At 65.5% G+C, this 24,955-nt stretch carries 22 protein-coding genes and 1 pseudogene; 15 read left to right on the top strand and 8 right to left on the bottom strand.

What is annotated here, in order from left to right:
- Window positions 1-147 precede the first annotated feature (147 nt).
- Window positions 148-1,092: a LysR family transcriptional regulator gene (locus tag CAG33_RS16710; RefSeq protein ID WP_085639480.1), complete on the bottom strand. Its 945-nt coding sequence runs from the start codon at window positions 1,090-1,092 to the stop codon at window positions 148-150.
- Between the two features lie 165 nt (window positions 1,093-1,257).
- On the opposite strand from CAG33_RS16710, the gene CAG33_RS16705 reads away from it, so the two are divergent.
- From CAG33_RS16705 to CAG33_RS16655, 12 genes and pseudogenes are all read left to right on the top strand, one after another.
- Window positions 1,258-3,618: a TonB-dependent receptor gene (locus tag CAG33_RS16705; protein ID WP_085639477.1), complete on the top strand. Its 2,361-nt coding sequence runs from the start codon at window positions 1,258-1,260 to the stop codon at window positions 3,616-3,618.
- Between the two features lie 257 nt (window positions 3,619-3,875).
- A complete protein-coding gene (locus tag CAG33_RS16700) occupies window positions 3,876-4,202 on the top strand; it encodes a hypothetical protein (protein ID WP_085582046.1) in 327 nt (108 codons plus the stop codon).
- A gap of 380 nt (window positions 4,203-4,582) precedes the next feature.
- The gene (locus CAG33_RS16695) at window positions 4,583-5,395 is read left to right on the top strand and encodes an energy transducer TonB (RefSeq protein WP_085582044.1); all 813 of its coding nucleotides are present in this window, start codon (window positions 4,583-4,585) and stop codon (window positions 5,393-5,395) included.
- A gap of 45 nt (window positions 5,396-5,440) precedes the next feature.
- Window positions 5,441-6,163, top strand: a complete 723-nt coding sequence (locus CAG33_RS16690) for a MotA/TolQ/ExbB proton channel family protein (protein WP_085631867.1) — start codon at window positions 5,441-5,443, stop codon at window positions 6,161-6,163.
- Between the two features lies 1 nt (window position 6,164).
- On the top strand, window positions 6,165-6,566 hold the full coding sequence (locus tag CAG33_RS16685; RefSeq protein WP_085631869.1) for a biopolymer transporter ExbD: 402 nt from the start codon (window positions 6,165-6,167) through the stop codon (window positions 6,564-6,566).
- A gap of 276 nt (window positions 6,567-6,842) precedes the next feature.
- A complete protein-coding gene (locus CAG33_RS16680; protein ID WP_085639474.1) occupies window positions 6,843-7,424 on the top strand; it encodes an alpha/beta hydrolase in 582 nt (193 codons plus the stop codon).
- Window positions 7,425-7,483: 59 nt separating this feature from the next.
- Window positions 7,484-8,416, top strand: a complete 933-nt coding sequence (locus CAG33_RS16675; protein ID WP_085639471.1) for a sigma 54-interacting transcriptional regulator — start codon at window positions 7,484-7,486, stop codon at window positions 8,414-8,416.
- Between the two features lie 167 nt (window positions 8,417-8,583).
- A complete protein-coding gene (locus CAG33_RS16670; RefSeq protein ID WP_085639468.1) occupies window positions 8,584-9,381 on the top strand; it encodes a MetQ/NlpA family ABC transporter substrate-binding protein in 798 nt (265 codons plus the stop codon).
- A 518-nt stretch (window positions 9,382-9,899) separates the two neighbouring features.
- Entirely contained in the window at window positions 9,900-10,565 is a 666-nt protein-coding gene (locus CAG33_RS16665) for an amino acid ABC transporter permease (protein ID WP_085582032.1), read from the top strand.
- Window positions 10,546-11,205: an amino acid ABC transporter permease gene (locus tag CAG33_RS16660; RefSeq protein WP_085582030.1), complete on the top strand. Its 660-nt coding sequence runs from the start codon at window positions 10,546-10,548 to the stop codon at window positions 11,203-11,205. The genes CAG33_RS16665 and CAG33_RS16660 overlap by 20 nt, the downstream gene beginning before the upstream one ends.
- Before the next feature lie 24 nt (window positions 11,206-11,229).
- Window positions 11,230-11,363: pseudogene (locus tag CAG33_RS28675) on the top strand (amino acid ABC transporter ATP-binding protein); the annotation flags it as partial.
- Window positions 11,360-12,238, top strand: coding sequence for a transporter substrate-binding domain-containing protein (locus CAG33_RS16655; RefSeq protein WP_085582028.1), 879 nt, complete (start codon window positions 11,360-11,362; stop codon window positions 12,236-12,238). The pseudogene CAG33_RS28675 and the gene CAG33_RS16655, both read left to right, overlap by 4 nt.
- Before the next feature lie 42 nt (window positions 12,239-12,280).
- On the opposite strand, the gene CAG33_RS16650 is transcribed toward CAG33_RS16655, so the two are convergent.
- Window positions 12,281-13,441 (bottom strand): AAA family ATPase, encoded by a 1,161-nt coding sequence (locus tag CAG33_RS16650; protein ID WP_085639465.1) that lies wholly within the window; start codon window positions 13,439-13,441, stop codon window positions 12,281-12,283.
- A 158-nt stretch (window positions 13,442-13,599) separates the two neighbouring features.
- On the opposite strand from CAG33_RS16650, the gene CAG33_RS16645 reads away from it, so the two are divergent.
- Genes CAG33_RS16645 through CAG33_RS16635 form a run of 3 tightly spaced genes read left to right on the top strand, consistent with a single transcriptional unit; the run spans window position 13,600 to window position 18,814 of the window.
- Complete coding sequence (locus CAG33_RS16645; protein ID WP_085582024.1) at window positions 13,600-14,703, top strand: efflux RND transporter periplasmic adaptor subunit; 1,104 nt, start codon at window positions 13,600-13,602, stop codon at window positions 14,701-14,703.
- Window positions 14,700-15,764: an efflux RND transporter periplasmic adaptor subunit gene (locus CAG33_RS16640; RefSeq protein ID WP_085639462.1), complete on the top strand. Its 1,065-nt coding sequence runs from the start codon at window positions 14,700-14,702 to the stop codon at window positions 15,762-15,764. The genes CAG33_RS16645 and CAG33_RS16640 overlap by 4 nt, the downstream gene beginning before the upstream one ends.
- Complete coding sequence (locus CAG33_RS16635; protein WP_085631877.1) at window positions 15,761-18,814, top strand: efflux RND transporter permease subunit; 3,054 nt, start codon at window positions 15,761-15,763, stop codon at window positions 18,812-18,814. Before CAG33_RS16640 ends, CAG33_RS16635 begins: the two co-directional genes overlap by 4 nt.
- Before the next feature lie 61 nt (window positions 18,815-18,875).
- On the opposite strand, the gene CAG33_RS16630 is transcribed toward CAG33_RS16635, so the two are convergent.
- From CAG33_RS16630 to CAG33_RS16605, 6 genes are all read right to left on the bottom strand, one after another.
- Window positions 18,876-19,532 carry a bifunctional 2-polyprenyl-6-hydroxyphenol methylase/3-demethylubiquinol 3-O-methyltransferase UbiG gene (locus CAG33_RS16630; RefSeq protein WP_085582018.1) on the bottom strand — a complete coding sequence of 219 codons (657 nt, stop codon included), beginning with the start codon at window positions 19,530-19,532 and terminating at the stop codon, window positions 18,876-18,878.
- 162 nt (window positions 19,533-19,694) lie between these two features.
- Complete coding sequence (locus CAG33_RS16625) at window positions 19,695-20,339, bottom strand: methionine ABC transporter permease (RefSeq protein ID WP_085639460.1); 645 nt, start codon at window positions 20,337-20,339, stop codon at window positions 19,695-19,697.
- Complete coding sequence (locus CAG33_RS16620; RefSeq protein WP_085582014.1) at window positions 20,329-21,453, bottom strand: methionine ABC transporter ATP-binding protein; 1,125 nt, start codon at window positions 21,451-21,453, stop codon at window positions 20,329-20,331. The genes CAG33_RS16625 and CAG33_RS16620 overlap by 11 nt, the downstream gene beginning before the upstream one ends.
- Before the next feature lies 1 nt (window position 21,454).
- Window positions 21,455-22,264, bottom strand: coding sequence for a MetQ/NlpA family ABC transporter substrate-binding protein (locus tag CAG33_RS16615; RefSeq protein ID WP_085582012.1), 810 nt, complete (start codon window positions 22,262-22,264; stop codon window positions 21,455-21,457).
- A 127-nt stretch (window positions 22,265-22,391) separates the two neighbouring features.
- Window positions 22,392-23,750: an LLM class flavin-dependent oxidoreductase gene (locus tag CAG33_RS16610; RefSeq protein WP_085639457.1), complete on the bottom strand. Its 1,359-nt coding sequence runs from the start codon at window positions 23,748-23,750 to the stop codon at window positions 22,392-22,394.
- Window positions 23,750-24,943, bottom strand: a complete 1,194-nt coding sequence (locus CAG33_RS16605; protein ID WP_085639454.1) for an SfnB family sulfur acquisition oxidoreductase — start codon at window positions 24,941-24,943, stop codon at window positions 23,750-23,752. Before CAG33_RS16605 ends, CAG33_RS16610 begins: the two co-directional genes overlap by 1 nt.
- Window positions 24,944-24,955: the final 12 nt, after the last annotated feature.

The raw sequence follows: 24,955 nt of genomic DNA, 5'->3' as shown, positions 1-24,955 counted from the left end.
ATCGGCTCGGCGGTCTTGCCCCGATCCTGCGGTGCCTTTACTGACGCCATCGCCAGCAGGCTGGCTCCCACAGGGTTCTGCGCTGATCACCGATCCGGGTACGGCCGCGCCCTTTGTGGGAGCCTGCCTGCTGGCGATGGCGGCGGATCAGACCGCCAGCCCGTCGAGGGAGCACATCCCTTCGTCCAGCGCATCGATCTCGCGGATCTGCGCCACCATCGCCTCGGCCAGCGGTGACAGGCGATAGCCCGCCCGGCTGACGATCCCGTAGCGGGTGTACAGCTCCTCCAGGTCATCGGCCAACCCTTCGATCTTCAGGCACACCAACTCGTCCCGGGCCCGGTGCAGCGCGTCGGAGTATTCGCCGACGATACCCACCGCATCCGAGCGCAGCACCACGCCGAGCAGGCTGGCGCTGTTTTCGCATTCGACGTTCGGCGTGAAGTCCGGGCGGCCGCTGAGGTCGACGATCACTTTGCGCAGGTTAGGCGGGCGGATGCTCACCGCCATCGGATAACTCATCAACTCGGCGGCGCTGACCCGCTCCCGCGCCGCCAACGGATGCCCGGCGCGGCAGCAGAAATGCCATTTGCGCGGACGCAGGCGGTGGGTCAGGTAGTCCGGATCGGCCTCGAAATGCCGGGTGTCGGCGATGAAGAACTCGAACTCTTCGCTGTGCAGGCGTTTGTTCAGGCTCTGCCAGTCATCGACCTGGTAATGCACACGCGCCTTGGGGTAGCGCCCGATGAAGCGGCCGACGGCCCGGGGGATGAGCCCCGCCGCCGGCGCCGGGCCGCAGCCGAAGCGCAGTTCGCCCGCTTCGAGGCCGTTGAACTGGCTGATCTCGTTGGCCATCTGTTGCGCGCCGCTGACCAGCCGTCGCGCATGCTCCAGCAGCACCAGGCCTTGCTTGGTCGGTGGCAGATCCTTGCGCCCCCGGTCGACCAATTGGCAGCCGACGCTGTGCTCCAGCGCCTGGATGCTGCGGCTGAACGCGGACTGCGACAGGTTCACCGCCTGCGCGCCGGCGACGAAGCTGCGTTGTTCGGCAAGGGCGATGAAGTGACGTAACTGTCGCAAGTCGATATGCATTTTTCACATAAAAAATATCCGGGAAATGCATTGGATATGCATTAGGTCGACTCCTTATAAAGGCAATTTCTTATGCAGTAAAAGTTTGTAAATCAATATACAAATAACTTTGAAGAATATGCAGCGCCGGATCGGCCTGTGCGTTCTTTGACCAGGAGCCGCCTCATGAGTCCGTTGAACCCCGCCACTGCGCTGCCGCCCCGACGGCTCAAACGCTTGCCCTTGGCCTTGTTGCTGGCCGGGAGCGCCAACTGGAGCGCGGGCTACGCCGCCGATCCGCAAACCCCGGCGCCCGTTCCGGCCGGCAAGGGCGCCACTGCCGATTCACAGCTGGAAACCGTGACCGTCACCACCCGCCGCCGGGAGGAAAGCGCCCAGGATGTGCCCACGCCGATGAGCGTGGTCAGCGGCCAGACCCTGGAAACCCAGCGGGTGTACCGGATCCAGGACCTTCAGCAACTGGTGCCCAGCGTCAACGTCGCCTACATGCATGCGCGCCAGTCCAGCGTGTCGATCCGCGGGCTGGGCAACAACCCGGCCAGCGACGGGCTCGAAGGCAGCGTCGGGCTGTACATCGACAACGTGTACCTGGGCCGTCCGGGGATGGCGGTCTTCGACCTGATGGACATCGAGCAGCTCGAAGTGCTGCGCGGGCCCCAGGGCACGCTGTTCGGCAAGAACACCACCGCCGGGGTGATCAACATCGGCACCCGCGCACCGAGCTTCACCCCGGAACGCAGCATCGAGACCTCGGTCGGCGAGGATGGCTACTTCCAGACCAAGGGCACGATTTCGGGGCCGCTCAACGATCAGTTGGCCGGGCGCTTTTCCGCCTACCGCACCCGCAGCGACGGCGACATCAAGAACGAGTTCAACGGGCACGACCTCAACGGCGGTTCCCGCGACGGCTTCCGCGCGCAGTTGCTGTTCAAGCCCAACGAGTCCTTCAACCTGCGCTGGATCGGCGACTACAACGAAGAGGACTCCAGCGCCGGCACCCGCGTGCTTTACAGCACCGGGCCGACCATCAACGGCGTGAACGTCTATTCGGCACGGGCAGCGGCTGCGGGCGCGACCCTGGTCAACGGTTCGCACCGCAAGGTCAACCTGGACAACGACCAGCACGTCACCGTGCACCAGGGCGGCACGTCGGTGGAGGCCAACTGGACGCTGCCGAGCGATTTCACCCTGACCTCGGTCAGCTCCTACCGGTTCTGGAACTTCACCCCGCGCAACGACGACGGCCTCAACGTCCCGGCCACCTACAACGCCGGGGTGTCGGTGGAGGACAAGCAGTATTCCCAGGAATTGCGCCTGGCGTCGCCCAAGGGCGAGTTCTTCGATTACGTGCTTGGCGCCTACTACTTCGGCTCGGACCTGGACAACAAATCCTTCGCCTACTACGGCCCGCAGGCGGACATCTGGAACGGCACGCCGCGCGGTGCGCTGGCCAACGTCGACACGGTCGGCCACGGCCACATCAAGACCGACAGCTTCGCGCTGTTCGCCCAGGGCACCTGGCACCTGACCGAACGCCTGGACTTCACCGCCGGGGTGCGCGGCACCTACGAAGAGAAGAACGCCTGGGTCGACCGCGACGCGCCCCGTGGCGGCGCTGCGGTGACCGGCGCGGCGGCCACGGCGCGGCGCGGGCGGGTCGGCGCCTACGATTCCGGCGACCTCAACCAGTACAGCTCCAGCCCCTCCGGACTGCTCAACCTGAGCTACCGGTTCAGCGATGAACTGCTGGGCTACGCCACGCTGTCCCACGGCGAAAAGTCCGGCGGGGTCAACCTGGTGGTCGGATCGGCGCCGACGGCAGGTGCCGATTCGCTGCTGATCGGCACCGAACGCGCCAACAACGCCGAGCTCGGTTTCAAGAGCACGCTGTGGGATCGCCGCCTGCAACTCAACGCCAACGTGTTCTGGACGCAGGTCAACGCCTACCAGACCAACGCCTACGACGACGTCAACCGCGTGCAGTACCTGACCAACGCCGGTTCCGTGCGCTCGCGCGGGGTCGAGTTCGACAGCACGGTGATCCCGCTGCGCGGCCTGACGCTGAACTTCAACGGCTCCTTCAACGACGTCAGCTACCTCTCGTACAAGGATGCGCCGTGCCCGCCGGAAGTCAGCCTCGCGCCCGGAGCCCCGGCCTCTTGCGACCTCAGCGGCCACCAAGTGGTCGGCGCCTCGAAATGGATCGGCAACGCCAACGGCGAATACAAGTGGAACCTGGACAACGGCTTCGAACCCTACGTCACCGCCAGCTACGCGTTCCGCTCCAAGGCGGTGGGCACGGTGGAGGACTCGGACTTCGGCCAGATCCCGAGCTACGCGGTGGTCAACTTCTCCACCGGCCTGCGCGGCGACTTCAACCAAGGCCAGTGGGACGTGTCGCTGTGGCTGAAGAACGCCTTCGACAAGACCTACTACACGACCCTGTGGACGGGCGGCAACGGTGGCTATGAGGGCTTGCTCGGCACCCCGCGGACGTTGGGTGTGACGGGCCGTTATGACTTTTGACGGGGCGTGTCGATATGACAGTTATGACAGCCGTTATACATCGGCGGCAGGGGTGTAGAGGTTTGTCGGAGGAGGCTTAATACTTTGGTGCAAAGTATGCCGGGTGTTCATAGTTGTTATTGCGAATTCGTTGGTAAATAGCCCGTTATATGCGTGGACAATCGGTCATTCTCGAACCATCCTGAGTGCCGTGAGTTTCCAGGAGGAAACTTGCTCTCATCGGAAGATACTTAACCAACGATTAAGGAAATCTCGTTATGTCGAGCATTAATGGCACTTATGTAAACGCTAACGCTGGCGCCAAACTGACGATTACCGATGGCAACGACTCCAACGGCACCTTCAGCGGCCGGTTCAGCCAGAACGGCGTGAACTACGACATCGCATACGGGCACTACCACTTCCAGAACAGCACCGGGCAGCCTACGATCATCACCTTCGCGGCCCTCAACGACGGCACCGGCTATCAGGCCTGGACACTGTTCTCGCCAGACCACAACTACTCGAAAGTGCGCGCGGTGGGTTCGCGCAACAACTTTGACGGCGACGTGGTCGGCCTGGCCGGGGAGTTCGTGAAACAATAATGACGCCGCAGTAATAAAAGCCGATGCATTAACCTGCATCGGCTTTTTTGTTTCTTTCATGAAACAGCAACTATTCATTTCGCATTAGTTGTCCCCGCTTCTTGGGTCGCCTGTAAAACACATGCCTTGGATGAATACTTTTCATGCCTCAAAGGCATGCGGTTTTCCATCCTCCGCTGCAGCCCTTGCGGGACGTGGCCTTGGCGGAAATGACCGTTTCTTATATTCCATATAAGTCTATTCATAACATCAAAGATTACTTTCGGAGATAAGCGGCTGGCCCAATCATTGGGTCGTCGATCCGCCGTGGGGGATTCAACAAACGGCTGTCGGCAGCTATGGCAGAACGAGAACGCAAAGAGACCGCAGGGAGTGAATCAATGGGCAATGTCCAGACCGCCGCCGCACAGGAGGTGCTGTGGCGCCAGGCGCCGAGCGGCGAATTGGTCGGTCTCGGCCGGCCTCACCGGGTGCCGCTGGGGCAGTTGCGTCTGCAGCGTTCGCCCAAAGGCATCCTGAGCCGGCGCGAAACGATCCTGCTCGGCGTGCTGGCCCTGGTGGTGCATGGCGCGGTGATCTACTGGGTCGGCCGGCAGCCGACCCCGGCGCTGCCGGTGGTGCCGCCGCAGGTTCCGCCGATGACCATCGAGTTTTCGCGTCCGGCGCCGCCGGCGCCTCCTGTGGTCGAGCCACCGCCGCCGGCGCCCGTGGTCGAACCGCCTCCGCCGGTGGAAGACGAACTGGCGGTGAAGCCGCCGCCGAAAAAACCGGTGCCGAAGCCGATTCCTAAACCGGTCGCCAAGCCTGTGCCCAAACCTGCGCCCAAGGCGGTCGAGCAACCGCCGGCACCGCCGCAGCCGGCTGCTCCGGTCGCGGCACCTACGCCGCCCGCGCCGCCTGCGCCCGCACCGGTCACACCGGCCTCGGCCAATGCCGCTTACCTGAAGAACCCGGCGCCGGAATACCCGTCGCTGGCCCAGCGCCGCGGCTGGGAAGGCACCGTGCTGCTCAGGGTGCACGTGTTGGCCAGCGGCAAGCCGGGCGAGATCCAGATCCAGAAAAGCAGCGGCCGGCAACAGCTCGACGACGCGGCGTTGGAAGCCGTGAAGCGCTGGAGCTTCGTGCCGGCCAAGCAGGGCGATGTCGCCCAGGACGGCTGGGTCAGCGTCCCTATCGATTTCAAGATTCACTGAACCGAAACCAAATTCGCGCGAAACGTTTATACGAGGGAATGCACCATGACGTTACTGGCCTCTCCACTGGAATCCATCGAAAGCGCAGTGATCTGGCTGCTGGTGGCCTTTTCCGTCGCCACTTGGGGACTGGCGCTGCTCAAGGCTGTGCAGTTCGGCCGCCTGAAGGCCCAGGACCGCAGGTTTCACAAACGGTTCTGGGCGGCGTCGAGCCTGGATTCCGCCGCCGAGCTGAGCGAGACCCAGCCCGGCGCCGCCGCTCGGGTGGCCCAGGCCGGCTATGCGGCGATCCAGGTGGGCGAGGCGCCGGCGGCGGATCTGAGCCAGGCGATCAACCACCAGGATCGCCTGGAGCGTGCCTTGCGCCAGCAGATCGTGCGCGAGCGGCGTTCGCTGGAAACCGGTCTGGCGGTGGTCGCGAGCATCGGCAGCACCTCGCCGTTCATCGGCCTGTTCGGCACGGTGTGGGGGATCATGGAGGCGTTGAAGGGCATCAGCGCGGCGGGGTCGGCGAGCCTGGAAACGGTGGCCGGGCCCATCGGTGCGGCACTGGTCGCCACCGGCGTGGGGATCGCCGTCGCGGTGCCGGCGGTGCTGGTTTACAACTACTTTCTGCGGCGCTTGAAGCTGACCGCGGCGGATCTGGACGACTTCGCCCATGACTTCTACAGCCTGGCGCAGAAGAGCGCGTTCCGCGTGCTGATCCACCCGACCGCCCAGCGCACGACGGTGGCCGGCGGTGCGACGAAAGTGAAGGAGGCGTCCTGAGATGGCCTTCTCCACGCAAGACAGTGACGAGGTGCTGAGCGAGATCAACGTGACGCCGTTGGTGGACGTGATGCTGGTGCTGCTGGTGGTGTTTATCGTCACCGCGCCGCTGCTGACCAACGCGATACCGATCAACCTGCCCAAGACCGAAGCGGTGGCGCCGGTGGAGCAGAAGGATCCGCTGGTGGTGAGCATCGACGGGGCCGGCAAGCTGTTCATCAACAAGGATGAAATCCAGCCGGACCTGCTGGAGTTCAACCTCAAGGCCGCCAAGGCCAAGGATCCGGAAGTCCGCGTGCAGCTGCAGGCGGACGACGGCGTGAACTACGGCGAAGTGGCGCGGGCCATGGCGTCGATCGAGCGGGCCGGCATCACCAAGCTGTCGGTGATCACCGCGCGGTGAACGAATGTCGATTTTTCCGGGGCCGTCTCCTTGGCAGGGTGCGGCCCCTTTTTTATTTCCGTCTTCTTTGCGCCGCCGACTCCCTGTAGGCGCGAGCCTGCTCGCGAAGGGGCGGTGCAGGTCGCCAACGGCGGTATTCGTAAGCAGGCTCGCGTCGGCAAAGTCATCGCTGTATATGTGTTTTGGGTATTAATAAATAGCTTCTTATTCCTTAACGAATATAACTCCCATCCCTATACTCGACTAGGAACAGACACGACGCAGGAGAGCATCCCCATGCGCAACGAACCGATTCGTTACCTGATTGTGCCGGGCTGGCAAGGATCGCCAGAGGATCATTGGCAAACCCATTGGCAGAACAGCCTGCCCAACAGCGCCCGGGTGGAGCAGGCCGACTGGCTGACGCCCCGGCGTGAGGACTGGGTGGCGGCACTGGCCGAGGCGATCGCCGCCGACAGCGCGCCGGTGATCCTGATTGCGCACAGCCTGGGCTGCATCACCGTTGCCCATTGGGCGGCCAACGCGCCGTTGCAGGCCCTGCGTCAGGTGCGCGGCGCGCTGCTGGTCGCACCGGCGGATGTCGAGCGTCCGGCGTGTGTGCCGGCCCTGCGCAATTTCGCGCCGATCCCGACCGACCTGCTGCCGTTCCCCAGCCAAGTGGTCAGCTCCGACAACGACGCCGCCGTCAGCGCCACCCGGGCCCTGGAGCTGGCACGCAACTGGGGCGCCGAGGCGGGGATCCTCGCCGGGGCCGGGCACATCAACGTGAAGTCCGGCCATCGGCGCTGGGAACAGGGATTCGCGTACCTGTACCGCCTGCAGAACCGCATGGAACATCACGCCCGGCGGCGCGCTTGAACCCTACTTTCCATTTTTGATCGCCCCCGTCTCCCGGCGGTTCTGGGCGGGAGTCTGCCATGAGTCTCGAGACCTTCGGCCAGCCGTTGCTGACCTTTCCCGATGCGGAAAAAAGCCCCCTGAGCATCCGCGCCAAGGCGCTGGTGTTCGTCGATCCGCGCTCGCGCCGGTTGCGCGAGCACATGAACCAACTGGCCCCGCGGTCGATCTCGGTGCTGATCCGCGGCGAAACCGGCACCGGCAAGGAACTGCTCGCCCGGCACATCCACCGCGCCAGTGACCGCAGCGGCCTGTTCGTGTCGGTCAACTGCGGGGCGATCAGCCCGACCTACGCCGACGCCGAACTGTTCGGCTATGCCGCCGGCAGTTACACGGGCTCGGCCAGCAGTCGCGCCGGCTGGTTCGGCTCGGCCAACGGCGGCACCCTGTACCTGGACGAAATCGGCGACTTGCCGTTGCCGATTCAGATCAAACTGCTCGCCGCCTTGGAAAACCACGAAGTCACCCGGGTCGGCGCCCATCAGCCGAGCCCGGTGGACGTGCGCCTGGTGGCCGCCACCAGCATCGACCTGGCGCAGGCGGTGGCGGCGGGGAAATTCCATGAGCGGCTGTTCCATTACCTCAGCGAAGGCCATCTGGAACTGCCGGCCTTGCGCGAGCGGACCGGCGACATCCTGTCGTTGGCCGAGTACTTCCTCGGCATCTACAGCCAGCGCCTGGACCTGCCGGTGCCGCTGATCAGCGAGGCGGCGCAGGAGGTGCTGGAGCGCCACAGCTGGCCGGGCAACACCCGGGAGCTGGAGAACGTCATTCACTTCGCGTTGCTGGTGAGCACGGGGGACGAAATCCTGCCGGTACACCTCAACCTGCCCGAGGCGTCCGGGCTGCTGGCTCAGTTTGAGCGCCATGTGGCGGGCATCGGCATCGGCGGCACGCCCGACGAACGCAAGGCATTGAAAGACTGGCTTTTGCGCCTGGCGGAAGGGTTGTAACCATTTTGTTCAACATGAACAAAATGGAATATGAAGCTGAATAAACGTTATTGTCCGGGAATAAAAAATCCCGGTATTGTCCGCTTCACGCCAGCGATAGCACATCACTGGCACTTGTATTCAATGCCGTCGTCGATGACGACCATGACTTTCGATAAGGACACTGCATGAAAAAGGTTCTGCTGTTCTCCGCATTGGCGGCTGCCCTGACCGCATCCCTGGCCCAGGCCGGCGAGAAACTGGTGGTGGCGGCCACGCCGGTTCCCCACGCCGAGATCCTCGAACTGATCAAGCCGACCCTCGCCAAAGAAGGCGTGGATCTGGAAGTCAAAGTCTTCACCGACTACGTGCAGCCGAACGTGCAGGTGGGCGAGAAGCGCCTGGATGCCAACTACTTCCAGACCAAGCCTTACCTGGACAGCTTCAACGCCGGCAAATACAAGGACGACAAGGCCAAGTACCTGGTGACCGTGGAAGGCGTCCACGTCGAACCGTTCGGCGGCTACTCGAAGAAGTACAAGTCGCTGGCCGACCTGCCGAACGGCGCGACCATCGCGATCCCCAACGAAGGCAGCAACAGCGGCCGTGCCCTGATCCTGCTGCAGAAAGCCGGCCTGATCGAGCTGAAGGATCCGAAGAACGCGCTGGCCACCCCGAAGGACATCGCCAAGAACCCGCACAACTTCAAGTTCAAGGAACTGGAATCGGCCCTGCTGCCGCGGGTGCTGAACGAAGTCGACCTGGACATGATCAACACCAACTACGCGCTGGAAGCCAAGCTGAACCCGACCAAGGACGCCCTGGTGATCGAAGGTGCCGACTCGCCTTACGTGAACTTCCTGGTGGCCCGTGAGGACAACAAGAACAGCGACGCGATCCAGAAGCTGGCCAAGGCCCTGACCAGCCCTGAAGTTAAGGCGTTCATCGAGAAGAAGTACAACGGCGCGGTATTGCCGGCGTTCTGATCCGACGCATCCGACGCATCCGACGCAACAGCACCCCCCTTCAGGTGTGAAGACGCCGACGGCCAGCGATGGTCGTCGGCGTTTTCGTTTGCGGCGGTGTCGCAGCCTGCGGTGAGGGAGCCCGCTCCGTCACCGCAAGGGCCTAGGCGAGCCCCGTCTTCAGCGCCCTGCGCAACGCCACCAACAGTTTCACGATGTCCTGCGGATCCAGCCGCTGCGGCACTTTTACGTCAGCCATGTTTTCTTCCTTGTAATGGTTTGGCCCAGAGAGTCTGGTCAAAAGCTGTGCGTCCTTGGAGGGGCAATCTGAAAAAAAGATCCTTCCTACAGCGCCGGGGAAAATAGCTTTCTTCTTCCGTCCCGGCAAACCCGGCGATTAGTTTTTTGTGTGATATCAATATGCTTTATCGGTATTTAAATTCTTTTTTTTATACCTATAAAGTCGGTGCCTTCAGGACGGCCACCCGCTGTCCATGGATTGCACCACCGTCGCTTACCGAGCGGCGTCAGGACGTTTCATGACCTTCGATTACGCGTTCATCCTCAGTACCTTGCCGGCCTTCCTCAGCGCCGTGGGCGTGACCTTGCAGGTCGGGCTGATCGCCATCGGCACTTCGTTGGCCGTGGCGCTGTTCAATGCGGCGCTCCTGGTGTTGCGTGTGCCGTACCTGCCGAAGGTCATCGGCCTTTACGTGGAACTGGCCCGCAACACGCCGCTGCTGATCCAGCTGTTTTTCGTCTACTTCGCGTTGCCGACCGTGGGGGTTCAAGTGTCCGGTTTCGCCGCCGCGATCATCACCCTGACGTTCCTGGGCGGCGCCTACCTGACTGAGGTGCTGCGCGCCGGCGTCGAAGCGGTGCCCAAGGGGCAGATCGAATCCGGCCGTTCCCTCGGGCTGTCCGACCTGCAAGTGCTGCGCTACGTGATCCTGCCGCAGGCGGGGATCCTCAGCCTGCCGTCGCTGTTCGCCAATTTCATTTTCCTGCTCAAGGAAACCACGGTGGTGTCGGCCGTGGCGGTGCCGGAACTCCTCTACACCACCAAGAGCTACATCGCCCTTTACTACAAGACCTACGAAATGCTCGCCGTGCTGACGCTGATCTGCGTGCTGCTGTTCCTGCCGCTGTCGCTGCTGCTCGGTCGTCTGGAAAGGAGGCTGCAACATGGCCAGTTCGGGTCTTGAGCTGCTGTGGGTGTCGCTGCCGCAACTGGCGGCCGGCGCCGGGCAGACCTTGTCGATCTCGCTGCTGAGCATCGCGGTCAGCACCGTCGGCGGCGTGCTCTACGGCGTGCTGCGCACCCTCGACGTGAAGTGGCTCAACGCGGTGCTGCGGGTCTACCTGGAGCTGTTCCGGGCGATTCCGGTGCTGGTCTGGCTGTACCTGCTGTTCTTCGGCCTGCCGATTTTCTTCGGCCTCAGCGTGCCGAGCTTCTGGTGCGCCGTGACGGTGCTGTCGCTGTGGGGCGCCAGCGAAGTCGGCGAGGCGGCGCGCGGCGCATTGCGCTCGTTGCCCCGCGGGCAGCGCGAGGCCGGGCTGTCGCTCGGCTTCAACGCCGTGCAGCTCTACGCCTACGTGCTGATGCCGCAGGCGCTCAAGCGCATGACGCCGCCGACCATCAATGTCTACACGCGCATCATCAAGACCAGCTCGCTTGCGGTGCTGATCGGCGTGGTGGACGTGATCAAGGTCGGTCAGCAGATCATCGAACGCACCTACGAATCGGTGCTGATCTACGGTGCGCTGTTCCTGTTCTTCTTTTTCATCTGCTACCCGCTCTCTGCCGCCTCCCGCGTGCTGGAGCGGCGCTGGGCCCACGCATGAGCGCCTCGACCGCTTGGCAGGGCCCGCACCCCGCCCGAGATTTTCTTTGCGAACCCGCAGACCGCACGCGCGCAGCCGTTCCTGGAGAAGTTCTCCCCGCCGAAGCCTGGCCTTCGGCGACGTTGCCCAAAACGACTCAGACCAAGGAACCGTCATGAAAACTGCCAAATCGCTGTTCGTTCTGCCCCTGCTCGGCCTCGCGCTGCTGGCCGGCTGCAACAAATCCGAGGAACCGGCCAAGCCCAAGGTCGCCAGCGAAAGCGCTGCGCCCGCAGGCAGCCTGGACAAGATCAAGGCCCGCGACAAGCTGATCGTCGGCGTGTTCACCGACAAGCCGCCGTTCGGCTTCGTCAACGAAACGGGGCGCTACGTCGGCTTCGACACCGACATCGGCCGCCGGCTGGCCAAGGACCTGCTGGGCGACGAGAACAAGGTCGAGTTCGTCGCCGTGGAGCCGGCCAGCCGGATCCCGTTCCTGCAAAGCGACAAGGTCGACCTGATCCTGGCCAACATGACCGTCACCCCGGAGCGCAAGGAAGCGGTGGACTTCACCAACCCGAACCTGCGGGTGGCGGTGCAGGCGCTGGTGCCCCAGGGCAGCGCGGTGAAGCGGCTCGACGACCTGGCGACCCGCACCACCATCGTCACCACCGGCACCACCGCCGACATCTGGCTGACCAAGCACCACCCGGACTGGAAACTGCTCAAGTTCGAGAAGAACTCCGAATCGCTGCAGGCCCTGGCCGGCGGCCGCGGCGACGCCTACGCCCAAGACAACCTGGTGCTGTTCAGCTGGGCCAAGCAGAACCCGGGCTACCGCGTGCTGGACGAAAAGCTCGGCGACGAGGCCCCGATCGCACCGGCGGTGAAGAAGGGCAATACCGAACTGCGCGACTGGGTGAATACCGAGCTGGCGAAGCTGGGCGAGGAGAAATACCTGCTCAAGCTGTACGACCAGTACGTGCGCAAGGAACTGAGCGACGACACCCAGCCTGAGAGCGTGATTGTCGAAGGCGGCAAGTGGCAGGGCTGAGCGCCTGACCAAAAGCTGTGGCGAGGGAGCCTCGCCACGGGCTCAATCCGGCCAGTGCCAGGCCGGCTCGTCCAGCATTCGCTGGCCGACGACGCCGGTCTGGCCGAGGGTCTTTTCCAGCACGATGCAGTTGCAGTCTGGATCCTCCTGCAACGCCGAGATCAGCCGCCGGGCGTGGGACACCACCCACACCTGGCAGTCCTGCGATACGCGGATGATCAGGCGCGCCAGCGCCGGCAGCAGGTCCGGGTGCAGGCTGGTCTCCGGTTCGTTCAGCACCATCAGCGACGGCGGTCGCGGCGTCAGCAGCGCCGCGACCAGCAGCAGGTAACGCAAGGTGCCGTCCGACAGCTCCGCCGCCGACAGCGGCCGCAGCAACCCTTCCTGATGGAATTCGATGGCGAAACGTCCGCCGGCCAGCGGCGCGATCTCCAGGCGTGCGCCGGGAAACGCGTCGCTGACCGCCGCCCGCAGGGCTTCGGGATCGCCGATCTCGATGATGGTGCGCAGCGCCGCCGCCAGATCCCGGCCGTCGTGGTGCAGCACCGGCGTGCGGGTGCCCAGCTGCGGCTGGCGCGCCGGGGCGTCAACGTCGCTGCGAAAGTGGTCGTAGAAGCGCCAGCGGCGGATGAACTCGCGCATCTGGAACACCTCCGGCGAGGTGCGCAGGCTGCCGACCTGGTCGAACAGGCTGTCGAAGGTCGGCGTGTGCTGCGCCAGCACCTCCCAGCGGCGGCCTTCGCGGGCGCGGATCATCGGGCCGTCGCGGTCCACCAGCAGACTGGCCGGGCGATGGAACGGCCCGGCCCAGATGCACTCCCGTTTGATTTCCGGATCCAGGGCAAAGTACGAGCGGGACGGCTCGGGCAGGCCCAGCGCGATCGCATAACCGAAGTCCTCCCCGGCGAACCCCAGGCGCAGGCGTTTGACGCCTTGGCGCACCGTGGGCTCGATGGCCACCTCGCCGTTGCGCATCCGTCGGCTGAGGGTTTCCGGTCCGGCCCAGAAGGTCGAGTCCAGCCCGCCTTCGCGGGCCAGGGCGTTGACCACGCCGCCCTGCGCGGTCTCCGCCAGCAGGCGCAGGGCCCGGTAGAGGTTGGACTTGCCGCTGCCGTTGGGGCCGGTGATGAGGTTCAGGCGGCCCAGCGGGATCACCAGTTTGTTGATCGAGCGGTAATTGGCCACCGCCAGGGTCTTGAGCATGGGCGTTTCCTTCTGCCGGAGCCGGCCAGTTTGCCTGAATGCCGTGTCGCCGTGTGCCTGCGCACGCTTCGTGCGGTAAAGCCGTGCAATGGTCAAAGGCTGTTCTAAGCTCTCAGTCGTATCGTCTCTGTCACGTCAGAAAAAGCCAAGGAGTCTGCATGGCGGGTCCCGGATATAAAGTGGCATTGGCCCTGAGCGCCGTCGCTTTGCTGAGCGCCTGCGGCGAAAAGAAAGCCGCCGAGGAGTACCTGCCCAGGGTGCTGGTGCTCGACGTGAAGCCCGCCGACTACGCTGCCGCCGTGACCCTCACCGGCGATGTGCAGGCGCGGGTGCAGACCCAACTCTCGTTCCGCGTCGGCGGCAAGATCATCCAGCGGCTGGTCGAGGTCGGCGACCGGGTGAGCGCCAAGCAGGTGCTGGCCCGGCTCGACCCCAAGGACCTGCAGACCAACGTCGACTCCGCCCAGGCCCAGGTGCTGGCCGAGCAGGCCCGGGTGAAGCAGAGCGCGGCAGCCTTCGTGCGCCAGCAGAAACTGCTGCCCAAGGGCTACACCAGCCAGAGCGAATACGACTCCGCCCAGGCTGCGCTGCGCAGCAGCCAGAGCGCCTTGAGCGCTGCCCAGGCGCAGCTGGCCAACGCCAAGGACCAACTGAGCTACACCGCCCTGGTGGCCGATGCGCCGGGGGTCATCACCGAGCGCCAGGCCGAGGTCGGCCAAGTGGTGCAGGCGACGATGCCGATCTTCAGCCTGGCCCGGGACGGCGACCGCGATGCGGTGTTCAACGTCTACGAGTCGCTGCTGGCCGAGCGGCCGTCGAAACGTCCGATCGTGGTGAGCCTGCTCGACAACCCCGCGGTCAAGACCACCGGCACCGTGCGTGAGGTCACCCCGTCGGTGTCGGCGCAGTCCGGCACGGTGCAGGTCAAGATCGCCCTCGACGGCCTGCCGCCGGGGATGCAGCTCGGTTCGGTGGTGAGCGCCACGGCCAAGGGCTCCGGCAAGCCGGCGGTGGAGCTGCCGTGGTCGGCCCTGACCAAGAAGGTCAGCGAACCCGCCGTGTGGCTGGTGGACGGCAAAGGCGAGGCGCAGCTGCAAGCGGTGACGGTGGGCCGCTACCTGACCGGCAAGGTCGTCGTCAGCGAAGGCCTCAATGGCGGGGAGAAGGTCATCATCGCCGGAGGGCAGTTGCTGCATCCGGGCATGAAGGTCGAGATCGCCGACTACACCTACAAGGATCTGAAAATGGAAGCGCAGCCATGAAGCGCCTGGGACTGCTGTCCGTCGGGGTACTGCTCGCTGCGTGTTCCAAGAGCGAAGCGCCGCCGGAGCCGGTGCGTCCGGTGCTGTCGGTCAAGGTGCAGGCGCTCAGCGAAGAGAGCCTGGGGCGGTTCGCCGGCAACATCCAGGCGCGCTACGAGAGCAACACCGGCTTTCGCGTGGGCGGGCGCATCGCCAGCCGCAACGTCGATGTGGGCGCCGAGGTCGGCAAGGGCACGCTGCTGGCGACCCTCGACCCGTCCGATCAGCAGAACCAGCTGCGCTCGGCCCAGGGCGACCTGGCCAAGATCGAGGCGCAACTGATCAACTCCCAGGCCAACGCCCGCCGTCAACAGGCGCTGTTCGACCGCGGGGTCGGCGCCCAGGCGCAGCTGGACATCGCCCAGACCGACCTGAAGACCACCCAGGCTTCGCTGGACCAGGCCCGGGCGGCGGTCAGCCAGAGCAAGGATCAACTCGGCTACACCGAATTGCGTTCGGACCATAAGGCCGTCGTCACCGGCTGGAGCGCCGAGGCCGGCCAGGTGGTGACCGCCGGCCAACAGGTGGTGACCCTGGCGCAGCCGGACATCAAGGAAGCGGTGATCGATCTGCCGGACACCCTGGTCGATCAGTTGCCCAAGGACGTGGTGTTCCAGGTGGCGGCCCAGCTCGACCCCGGCATCAACACCACGGCGGTGATCCGCGAGATCGAACCCCAGGCCCAGAGCGCCACCCGCACCCGCCGCGCGCGCCTGACCCTGGCCGAGACGCCGCCGGGCTTTCGCCTCGGCACGGCGATCAGCGTGACCTTGCGGTCGGCGATCAAGCCGCGCATCGAACTGCCGGCGGCGGCCTTGCAGGAGGTCGACGGCAAGCCGCGCATCTGGGTGATCAACCCCCAGGACAAGACCGTGGCGCCCCGCGACGTCCGCCTGCTCAGCCGCACCGACAGCACCGTGGTGCTGGACGGCGGGGTGCGCAACGGCGAGCGGGTCATCAGCGCCGGGGTCAACAGCCTCAAGCCCGGACAAACCGTGAAATTTGACGAGGACAGTCAATGAAAGGGTCTTTCAACCTCTCCGAATGGGCCCTCAAGCATCAGTCGTTCGTCTGGTACCTGATGTTCGTCGGGTTGCTGATGGGGGTGTTCTCGTACTTCAACCTGGGACGCGAGGAAGACCCGTCCTTCACCATCAAGACCATGGTGATCCAGACCCGGTGGCCCGGAGCGACCCAGGAGGAGACGCTCAAGCAGGTCACCGACCGCATCGAGAAGAAACTCGAAGAGCTCGACTCCCTCGACTACGTGAAGAGCTACACCCGCCCCGGCGAATCGACGGTGTACGTGTACCTGCGCGACACCACCCAGGCCAAGGACATCCCGGAAATCTGGTACCAGGTGCGCAAGAAGATCAGCGACATCCGCGGCCAGTTCCCCCAGGGCATCCAGGGGCCGGGGTTCAACGACGAGTTCGGCGACGTGTACGGCTCGGTGTACGCCTTCACCGCCGACGGCCTGACGATGCGCCAGCTGCGCGACTACGTGGAGCAGGCGCGGGCCGAGATCCGCGGCGTGCCGGGGCTGGGCAAGATCGAGATGATCGGCCAGCAGGACGAGGTGCTGTACCTGAATTTCTCCACCCGCAAACTGGCGGCGCTGGGCATCGACCAGCGTCAGGTCGTGCAGAGCCTGCAGCAGCAGAACGCCGTGACGCCGGCCGGGGTCATCGAGGCCGGGCCCGAGCGGATCTCGGTGCGCACCTCGGGGCAGTTCGCCTCGGAAAAGGACCTGGCCGAGGTCAACCTCAAGCTCAACGACCGCTTCTACCGGCTGGCGGACATCGCCGACATCTCCCGCGGCTACGTCGACCCGGCCACCCCGGAGTTCCGCTTCAACGGCACGCCGGCCATCGGCCTGGCCATCGCGATGCAGACGGGCGGCAACGTCCAGGCCTTCGGCAAGGCCCTGCACGAGCGCATCAACGAAATCATCGCCGACCTGCCAGTGGGCGTCGGCGTACACAACGTGTCCGACCAGGCGGTGGTGGTGGAGGAGGCCGTCGGCGGGTTCACCAGCGCACTGTTCGAAGCCGTGGTGATCGTGCTGGTGGTCAGCTTCGTCAGCCTCGGCATGCGCGCCGGGCTGGTGGTGGCGTGCTCGATTCCCTTGGTGTTGGCGATGGTGTTCGTCTACATGGAGTACAGCGGCATCACCATGCAGCGGATCTCCCTCGGCGCGCTGATCATCGCCCTGGGCCTGTTGGTGGACGACGCGATGATCACGGTGGAGATGATGGTCACGCGTCTGGAGATGGGCGAGACCAAGGAGCAGGCGGCGACGTTCGCCTACACCTCCACGGCGTTCCCGATGCTCACCGGCACGCTGGTGACGGTGGCGGGTTTCGTGCCCATCGGCCTCAACGCCAGTTCCGCCGGCGAATACACCTACACCCTGTTTGCGGTGATCGCCGTGGCGATGCTGGTGTCGTGGGTGGTGGCGGTGCTGTTCGCGCCGGTGATCGGCGTGCACATCCTGAGCACCAACGTGAAGCCCCATGAGGGGGAGCCCGGCCGCATCGGGCGGGCGTTCAACCATGGTCTGCTGTGGTGCATGCGCAACCGCTGGTGGGCCATCGCCATCACCGTGCTGTGCTTCGTCCTGTCGGTGGTCGGCATGCGCTTCGTGCAGAACCAGTTCTTCCCGTCCTCGGACCGCCCGGAAATCCTGGTGGACCTGGACCTGCCGCAGAACGCTTCCATCGACGAGACCCGCAAGGCGGTGGACAAGCTTGAGGCCACGCTCAAGGGTGACCCGGACATCGTGCGCTGGAGCACCTACATCGGCCAGGGCGCGATCCGGTTCTACCTGCCGCTGGACCAGCAGCTGCAGAACCCCTACTACGCCCAGCTGGTGATCGTCAGCAAGGACTTCGAGGCCCGCGAGGCGCTGAGCCAGCGGATCCGCGACCGCCTGCGCAAGGATTTCGTCGGCATCGGCGGCTACGTGCAGGCCCTGGAGATGGGCCCGCCGGTGGGCCGGCCGATCCAGTACCGGGTCAGCGGCAAAGACATCGACCAGGTGCGCAAGCACGCCATCGACCTGGCCACCGAGCTGGACAAGAACGAGCACATCGGCGAGATCATCTACGACTGGAACGAGCCGGGCAAAGTCCTGCGCATCGACATCGCCCAGGACAAGGCGCGCCAGCTCGGGCTGTCGTCCGAAGACGTGGCGAGCCTGATGAACAGCATCGTCAGCGGCTCGACGCTGACCCAGGTCGACGACGACATCTACCTGATCAACGTGGTCGGCCGGGCGGTGGACTCCGAGCGCGGCACGCCGGAGACCCTGCAGAACCTGCAGATCGTCACGCCCAACGGCACCTCGATCCCGCTGCTGGCGTTCGCCACGGTGCGCTACGAACTGGAGCAGCCGCTGGTGTGGCGCCGCGACCGCTTGCCGACCATCACCATCAAGGCGGCGTTGCGCGGCGACATCCAGCCCACGGACCTGGTGAAGGTGCTCAAGCCCTCCGTCGACGCGTTCGCCGCCAAGCTGCCGCCGGGCTACAAGGTCGCCACCGGCGGTACGGTGGAGGAGAGCGGCAAGGCCCAGGGGCCGATCGCCAAGGTCATCCCGCTGATGCTGTTTCTGATGGCGACCTTCCTGATGATCCAGCTGCACAGCGTGCAGAAGCTGTTCCTGGTGGCCAGCGTCGCGCCGCTGGGGCTGATCGGCGTGGTGCTGGCGCTGGTGCCCACCGGCATTCCGATGGGCTTCGTGGCGATCCTGGGGATCCTGGCGCTGATTGGCATCATCATCCGCAACTCGGTGATCCTTGTGACCCAGATCGAAGAGTACGAGCAAAAGGGTTATGCGCCGTGGGACGCGGTGGTGGAGGCCACCGAACACCGGCGCCGGCCGATCCTGCTGACGGCGGCGGCCGCGAGCCTGGGCATGATCCCGATCGCCCGCGAAGTGTTCTGGGGGCCGATGGCCTACGCGATGATCGGCGGGATCATCGTGGCGACCTTGCTGACGCTGCTGTTCCTGCCGGCGCTGTATGTGGCGTGGTACAGGATCCGCGAGCCGAAGAAGGACGCGCAGTGACAAGCGGGCGCTGTGCGCCCGTCGCCGGCAGGCTGGCTCCCGCCGGGGGAGTCAGTGCCGTTCAAATGTGGCTGCCGGCGATGGCGTCCTGGCCGATCTTGCGCCAGACGCTGGCCAGCCAAGGCTGCTGCTCCCGCGGCAGGCCCGCCGGCCGGTAGTAGTGCTCCAGCTCCGCGAACCCGGCGGCGGTCAGCAAGCGGCGCCAGGCCTCGAGGTCGTGGTACGAGCCGTAGCGCGGGCCGTTCCAGCCCTCGCGGTTGTCCCCGCGGGGGTTGGAGCTGAACAGCACGCCGCCCGGCTTGAGCGTGGCGTGCAGTTGCCCGAGCACACGGGGCAGTTCCTGCAACGGCACATGGAACAGCACCGCGTTGGCGAAGATCCCGTCGAAGCGTCCGGCCGGCAGGTCGAGCTTGAGGAAATCCTGCCGCCAGACTTCGCAGCCGCTGTCCTCCCGGGCCATCCGCACAAACGCTTCCGAGCCGTCGAGGCCGATGGCGACATGGCCCAGGCGGGTGAAGGTCTGCAGGTCGCGGCCCGGTCCGCAGCCGAAGTCCAGGATGCTGAAGGGCGCCGGGCCCTGAATGTGGCGCAGCAGGGCGTCGATGTTCTGGCTGACGTCGTGGTCGCGGGTGCCTTCGCGGAAATCTTCCGCCACCGAGTCGTAGTGGCCCAGGGTGGTGGAGGTGATCTGTTCCAGATCGGAGGGGGTCTGTTTCATGGTCGGCTGCGCGGGCTATGGGATGTGCCGAATATACGCCAACCTGTAGGGCCGCTGCGCAGCCCGTCGCCAGCAGGCTGGCCCCCACCGAAGTCATGAACGCCGCCGTCCACTGTGGGAGCCAGCCTGCTGGCGATGACCGTTTTATTGGCGACGCAAGACTCAGCGCTTGTTCAAGCCCCGCGCCAAGCGGTCGCCGCCCAGCTGGATCACCGCCACCAGCGCCACCAGCAGCACGATCACCGTCAGCATGATCTGGCTGTCGAACCGCTGATAGCCGTAGCGGTAGGCGATGTCGCCCAAGCCCCCGGCGCCGATGGCCCCGGCCATGGCCGAGGAGTTGATCATGGTCACCAGGGTGATGGTGAAGCCGCCGACGATCCCCGGCAGCGCCTCCGGCAACAGCACGTGCCAGACGATGTGCCAGCGCCGGCAGCCCATGGCCTGGGCCGCTTCGATCAGGCCGTGGTCGACCTCGCGCAGGCTCACCTCGGCGATCCGCGCGAAGAACGGCGTGGCGGCGATGGTCAGCGGCACGACCGCCGCCCACACGCCGTAGGTGGTGCCGACGATCAGCCGGGTGAACGGGATCAGCGCGACCATCAGGATCAGGAACGGGATCGAGCGGAACAGGTTGACGAACGCCCCCAGCGCCCGGTTCAGCGCCGGGGCCTGGTAGATGCCGCCCTTGTCGCTGGTGACCAGGATCACCGCCATCGGGATTCCCGCCACCAAGGCGATCAGCGACGACACGCCGACCATCAGGAACGTGTCGATGAAACCTTGCAGCAGACGGTCAAACCACATGGCCCAGCACCTCCACCCGTTGCGCCCATTGCCCGGCGCGCGCCTGCAGCCGGGCGGCGTCCAGGGACGAGCCGCTCACCGCCAGCAGCAGTTGCCCCAACGCATGGCCCTGGATCCGCTCCACGCCGCCCTGCAGCAGCTTGACCCGCCCGCCGAGGGCGGCGAACAGCGCGGCCAGGTCCGGCTCGTCGGCGTCGCTGCCGGTGAACTGCAGACGCAGCACCACGGCGGCCTCCGGTGATGGCGGCTGGGCGTGCAGACGGCTTTGCAGCTCCTGGGGCAGGGTGTGCTGCAAGGGCGCGAGCAGGGTCTGGCTGACTTCGTGCTGCGGGTCGCCGAACACTTCCCACACCGGGCCCTGCTCGACGATGTGCCCGCGTTCCAGCACCACGACGCGGTCGCAGATGTCGCGGATCACCGCCATTTCGTGGGTGATCAGGACGATGGTCAGGCCCAGGCGGGCGTTGATCTCGCGCAGCAGGCCGAGGATCGACTGGGTGGTTTCCGGGTCGAGCGCCGAGGTGGCCTCGTCGCACAGCAGGATGTCCGGGTCGTGCACCAGGGCCCGGGCGATGCCCACGCGCTGTTTCTGCCCGCCGGACAACTGCGCCGGATAAGCCGCGTGCTTGCCTTGCAGGCCCACCAGATCCAGCAGTTCGCGCACCTTCGCTTCGCGCTGCGCCTTCGGCACGCCGGCGACCTTGAGCGGCAGCTCGACGTTCTGCCACACGGTCTTGGCCGACATCAGGTTGAAGTGCTGGAAGATCATGCCGATCCGCCGGCGCAGGGCGACGAGGCGGTCCTCGTCGAATTCGCCGATGTCCACCTGATCGATCAGCACCCGTCCTGCGGTCGGTTGCTCCAGACGGTTGATGGTGCGGATCAGCGACGACTTGCCGGCGCCGCTGCGGCCGATGATGCCGAACACTTCGCCGCGCCGGATCGACAGGTCGATGCCTTGCAGCGCCGCGACCGGGCCCTGGCGGCCTTCGTAGGTCTTGCCGACGCCGATGAAGCGCACATGGGCGCGGGTCAGTTCGGGGTGCAATTCTGTGCGTTCGGCACTGTGACGGGGCTCTGGAGTCTCCAGTCGCCGTTGGAGGGCGGCCGTCATGTCAGCTTTCCCAGCCGGCCTGGTACAGCTTGCCGTGGGCCTTGTCGAGCGCGGCGCGCACGGCGGGCGAGTGCTGGTAGATGTCGACGAACTTGATCAGGCGCGGATCGTCCTTGCTCTTGGGCCGGATCACGAACTGGATCACGTATTCCTTGTGGTCGAGGCCGTCGAACAGCAGCGCGGAGCCGGCATCGAAGGTCTTGGCCAGGCGGATATAGGCCGGATAGCCCTGCACCAGGTCGGCGTCGTCATAGGCGCGCACCAGTTGCACGGCCTCGACCTGAAGGATCTTGATCTTCTTCGGGTTGGCGACGATGTCGTCCTCGGTGGCCTTGTAGCCGACGCCGGGCTTGAGGGTGATCAGGCCGGCCTTGGCCAGCAGTTGCAGGCCGCGTCCGCTGTTGATCGGGTCGTTGGCGATGGCGACGCTGGCGCCCTCGGGCAGCTCGGCGAAGCTCTTGTACTTCTTCGAGTAGAGGCCGACGTTGTTGATGATCCCCGGCGCGAACGGCACCAGGTCGAAGCCTGAGGCGGCCTTGGCGTTCTCCAGGAACGGGATGTGCTGGAAGTAGTTCACGTCGATGTCGCCGGCGGCGAGGCTGACGTTCGGCGCGATCCAGTCGGTGAACTCCACCAGCTCGACCTTCAGGCCTTGCTTGGAGGCCTCCTCGACGGCGGCCTCCAGGGGAATGGCGAAGGCGGCGGTGGTGCCGATCTTCAGCGGCGCCTCGGCGGCGAACGCCGCCGAGCTGAACAGGCCGAGGGCCAGGGCCAGTGCCTTGACCGGGTTGGGCAGGAGAGTCTTGGTCATGAGGGTTTTCCAGTCAGTGCATGGGTTATGGGGTGTCTGATCGGGCCTCTTCGCGGGCAAGCCCGCTCCCACAGGTTCTTGTGTACACCGCACACCCCTGTGGGAGCTGGCTTGCCCGCGAAGCTTTTCAGCGGCGAAACGATGATCCGGTGTGCTGTCGCGGTAACTGCGCCCCGGCATGGAACAGCTTTTCCCGCAGGCTGCCGTCGTCGTAGGCGGTCTTGTACGATCCGCGCCGCTGCAGTTCCGGAATCACCAGGTCGATGAAGTCCACATAGCTTTCCGGGGTGACGATGCGGGTCAGGTTGAAGCCGTCGAGGCCGGTTTCGGCGATCCACGATTCCAGCTCGTCCGCCACCTGCTGCGGCGAACCGACCACGGTGATGTAGCGCCCGCCGAGGGCGTGCTGCTCCAGCAGCTTGCGCCGGGTCCAGTCGTTGTTCTGCAGGTTCTTGGTCGCGGACTGGATGGCGTTGCTCTTCACGTACTGGATCGGTTCGTCGAGGGCGTACTCGGAGAAGTCGATGCCGGTGGACGCCGAGAAATGCGCCACGCCGGCCTCGGCGCTGGCGTAGCTCAGGTACTCGGCGTGCTTGGCCCAGGCCGCTTCTTCGGTCTCGCCGACGATCACGTTCAGGCCCATGAACACCTTGATGTCCTCGGGGTTGCGCCCGGCCTTCACGGCGCTGGCGCGCACCTTGTCCACCTGGGCCTTGGTCGACGGCTTGTTCTGGCCGCTGATGAACACGCACTCGGCATGGCGCCCGGCGAACAGCAGGCCGCGGTCCGAACTGCCGGCCTGGAACAGCACCGGCGTGCGCTGCGGCGACGGCTCGCACAGGTGATAACCCTCGACGTGGTAGAACTCGCCCCGGTGTTCGACCTTGTGCACTTTGTCCGGGCGGGCGTAGATCCGCTGCTGCGGGTCGTTGACCACGGCGCTGTCTTCCCAACTGCCTTCCCAGAGTTTGTAGAGGACTTCGAGGTACTCGTCGGCCTGGTCGTAGCGGCGGTCGTGTTCGGCCTGTTCGCGCAGGCCCATGGCCTTCGCGGCGCTGTCCAGGTAGCCGGTGACGATGTTCCAGCCCACCCGCCCGCGGCTCAGGTGGTCGAGGGTCGACAGGCGCCGGGCGAACAGGTACGGCGGCTCGTAGGTGAGGTTGGCGGTGAGGCCGAAGCCCAGGTGTTTGGTCACCGCGGCCATGGCCGAGACCAGCAGCAGCGGATCGTTGACCGGCAGCTGGATCGACTCCTTGAGCGTGACGTCCACCGACTGCTGGTAGACGTCGTACACGCCGACGATGTCGGCGATGAACAGGCCGTCGAACAACCCGCGCTCAAGCAACTGCGCAAGCTCGGTCCAGTACTCAAGGGTGCTGTAGCGGGTCGAGGTGTCGCGCGGGTGCGTCCACAGGCCGTGGTTGATGTGGCCGATGCAGTTCATGTTGAACGCGTTGAGCAGAATCTTCTTTTTCCCGGCGGCCATCAGATCGTCCCCCGCAGCGGAGGCTTTTCGTCGTTGAGGTAATAGTTGCCCACCGCGTGGTACTTCCAGCGCACCGGGTCGTGCAGGGTGTGCACGCGGGCGTTGCGCCAGTGGCGGTCGAGGCCGTGTTCGCTGAGGGTGGCCTGGCTGCCGGCCAGCTCGAACAGGGTGCTGCCGGCGGCCAGGGAAATGTCGGTGCTGATCGCCCGGGCCTCGGCGACGGCGATCGACGCGGCGGCGACGGTGTCGGCGTTGCTGTCGGCCTGGGCGGCGTCGAGGAATTCACCCGCGCGCTCCAGCAGCGCCTCGGTGGCGTGCAGGCGAATGCTCAGGTGGCCGAAGCTCTTGAGGGTCAGCGGGTCTTCCGTGGCCTTATCGTTGCCCGAATCGATCCACGGACGGGTCTTGCTGCGCACGAAATGCAGCGCGTCCTCGAAGGCGGCGCGGGCGATGCCGGTGTCGATGGCCGCATGGAGGATCTGAGCCAGCGGGCCGACCGTGGTCGGGCGCTCGAAGGCGGCCTGGAACGGCACCACGTCTTCGGCGGCGACGTACACGTCTTCGAACACCACCGAACCGCTGCCGGTGGTGCGCTGGCCGAAGCCGCTCCAGTCGTCGATCACGGTCAGGCCCTGGCTGTCGCGATGGACGAACGCCAGTTGCTGCACGCCGTTTTCGTCCACCACCAGGGTCGGGATGCGCTGGGCATAGATCGCGCCGGTGGCGTAGAACTTGCGGCCGTTGATGCGAAAACCGTCGCCTTCGCGGGTCAGGCGAGTGACGCGGTCATGGGCGGTCTTGGTGCCCAGTTCCGCCAGGGCGTTGCCGAAGCGGCGGCCGGTCAGCGCCTCGGCGTACAGGCGTCGCTTCTGCGCAGGGCTGCCGTTCACCCGCAGCACTTCGAGGGCGTAGAAATGGTTCTGCGGTATCTGCCCCAGGGAGCCGTCGGCCTGGGCGATCAGGGCGATGACCCTGGCCAGGGTGACGTTGGAGACGCCGGCGCCGCCGTATTCCTTCGGCACGCTGATGCCCCACAGGCCGGAGCGGGAAAACACGTCCAGCTCCGCCAGCGGCAGGCGGCGTTCACGGTCGCGCAGGTGGCTGTCGCGCTTGAAGTCTTCGGCCAGGTCGCTGGCGACGATCAGGGCCTGTTCGTCGCTGGCGATGACCGCGACGGGATGGGAAAGGGTCATGTGCTTCTCCAG

This window comes from Pseudomonas sp. B3(2017), from assembly GCF_002113595.1.
GTDB lineage: Bacteria > Pseudomonadota > Gammaproteobacteria > Pseudomonadales > Pseudomonadaceae > Aquipseudomonas > Aquipseudomonas ekonensis.
The sequence above is the reverse complement of the archived record's forward strand: the minus strand, read 5'-3'. Positions and strand labels throughout refer to the sequence as shown.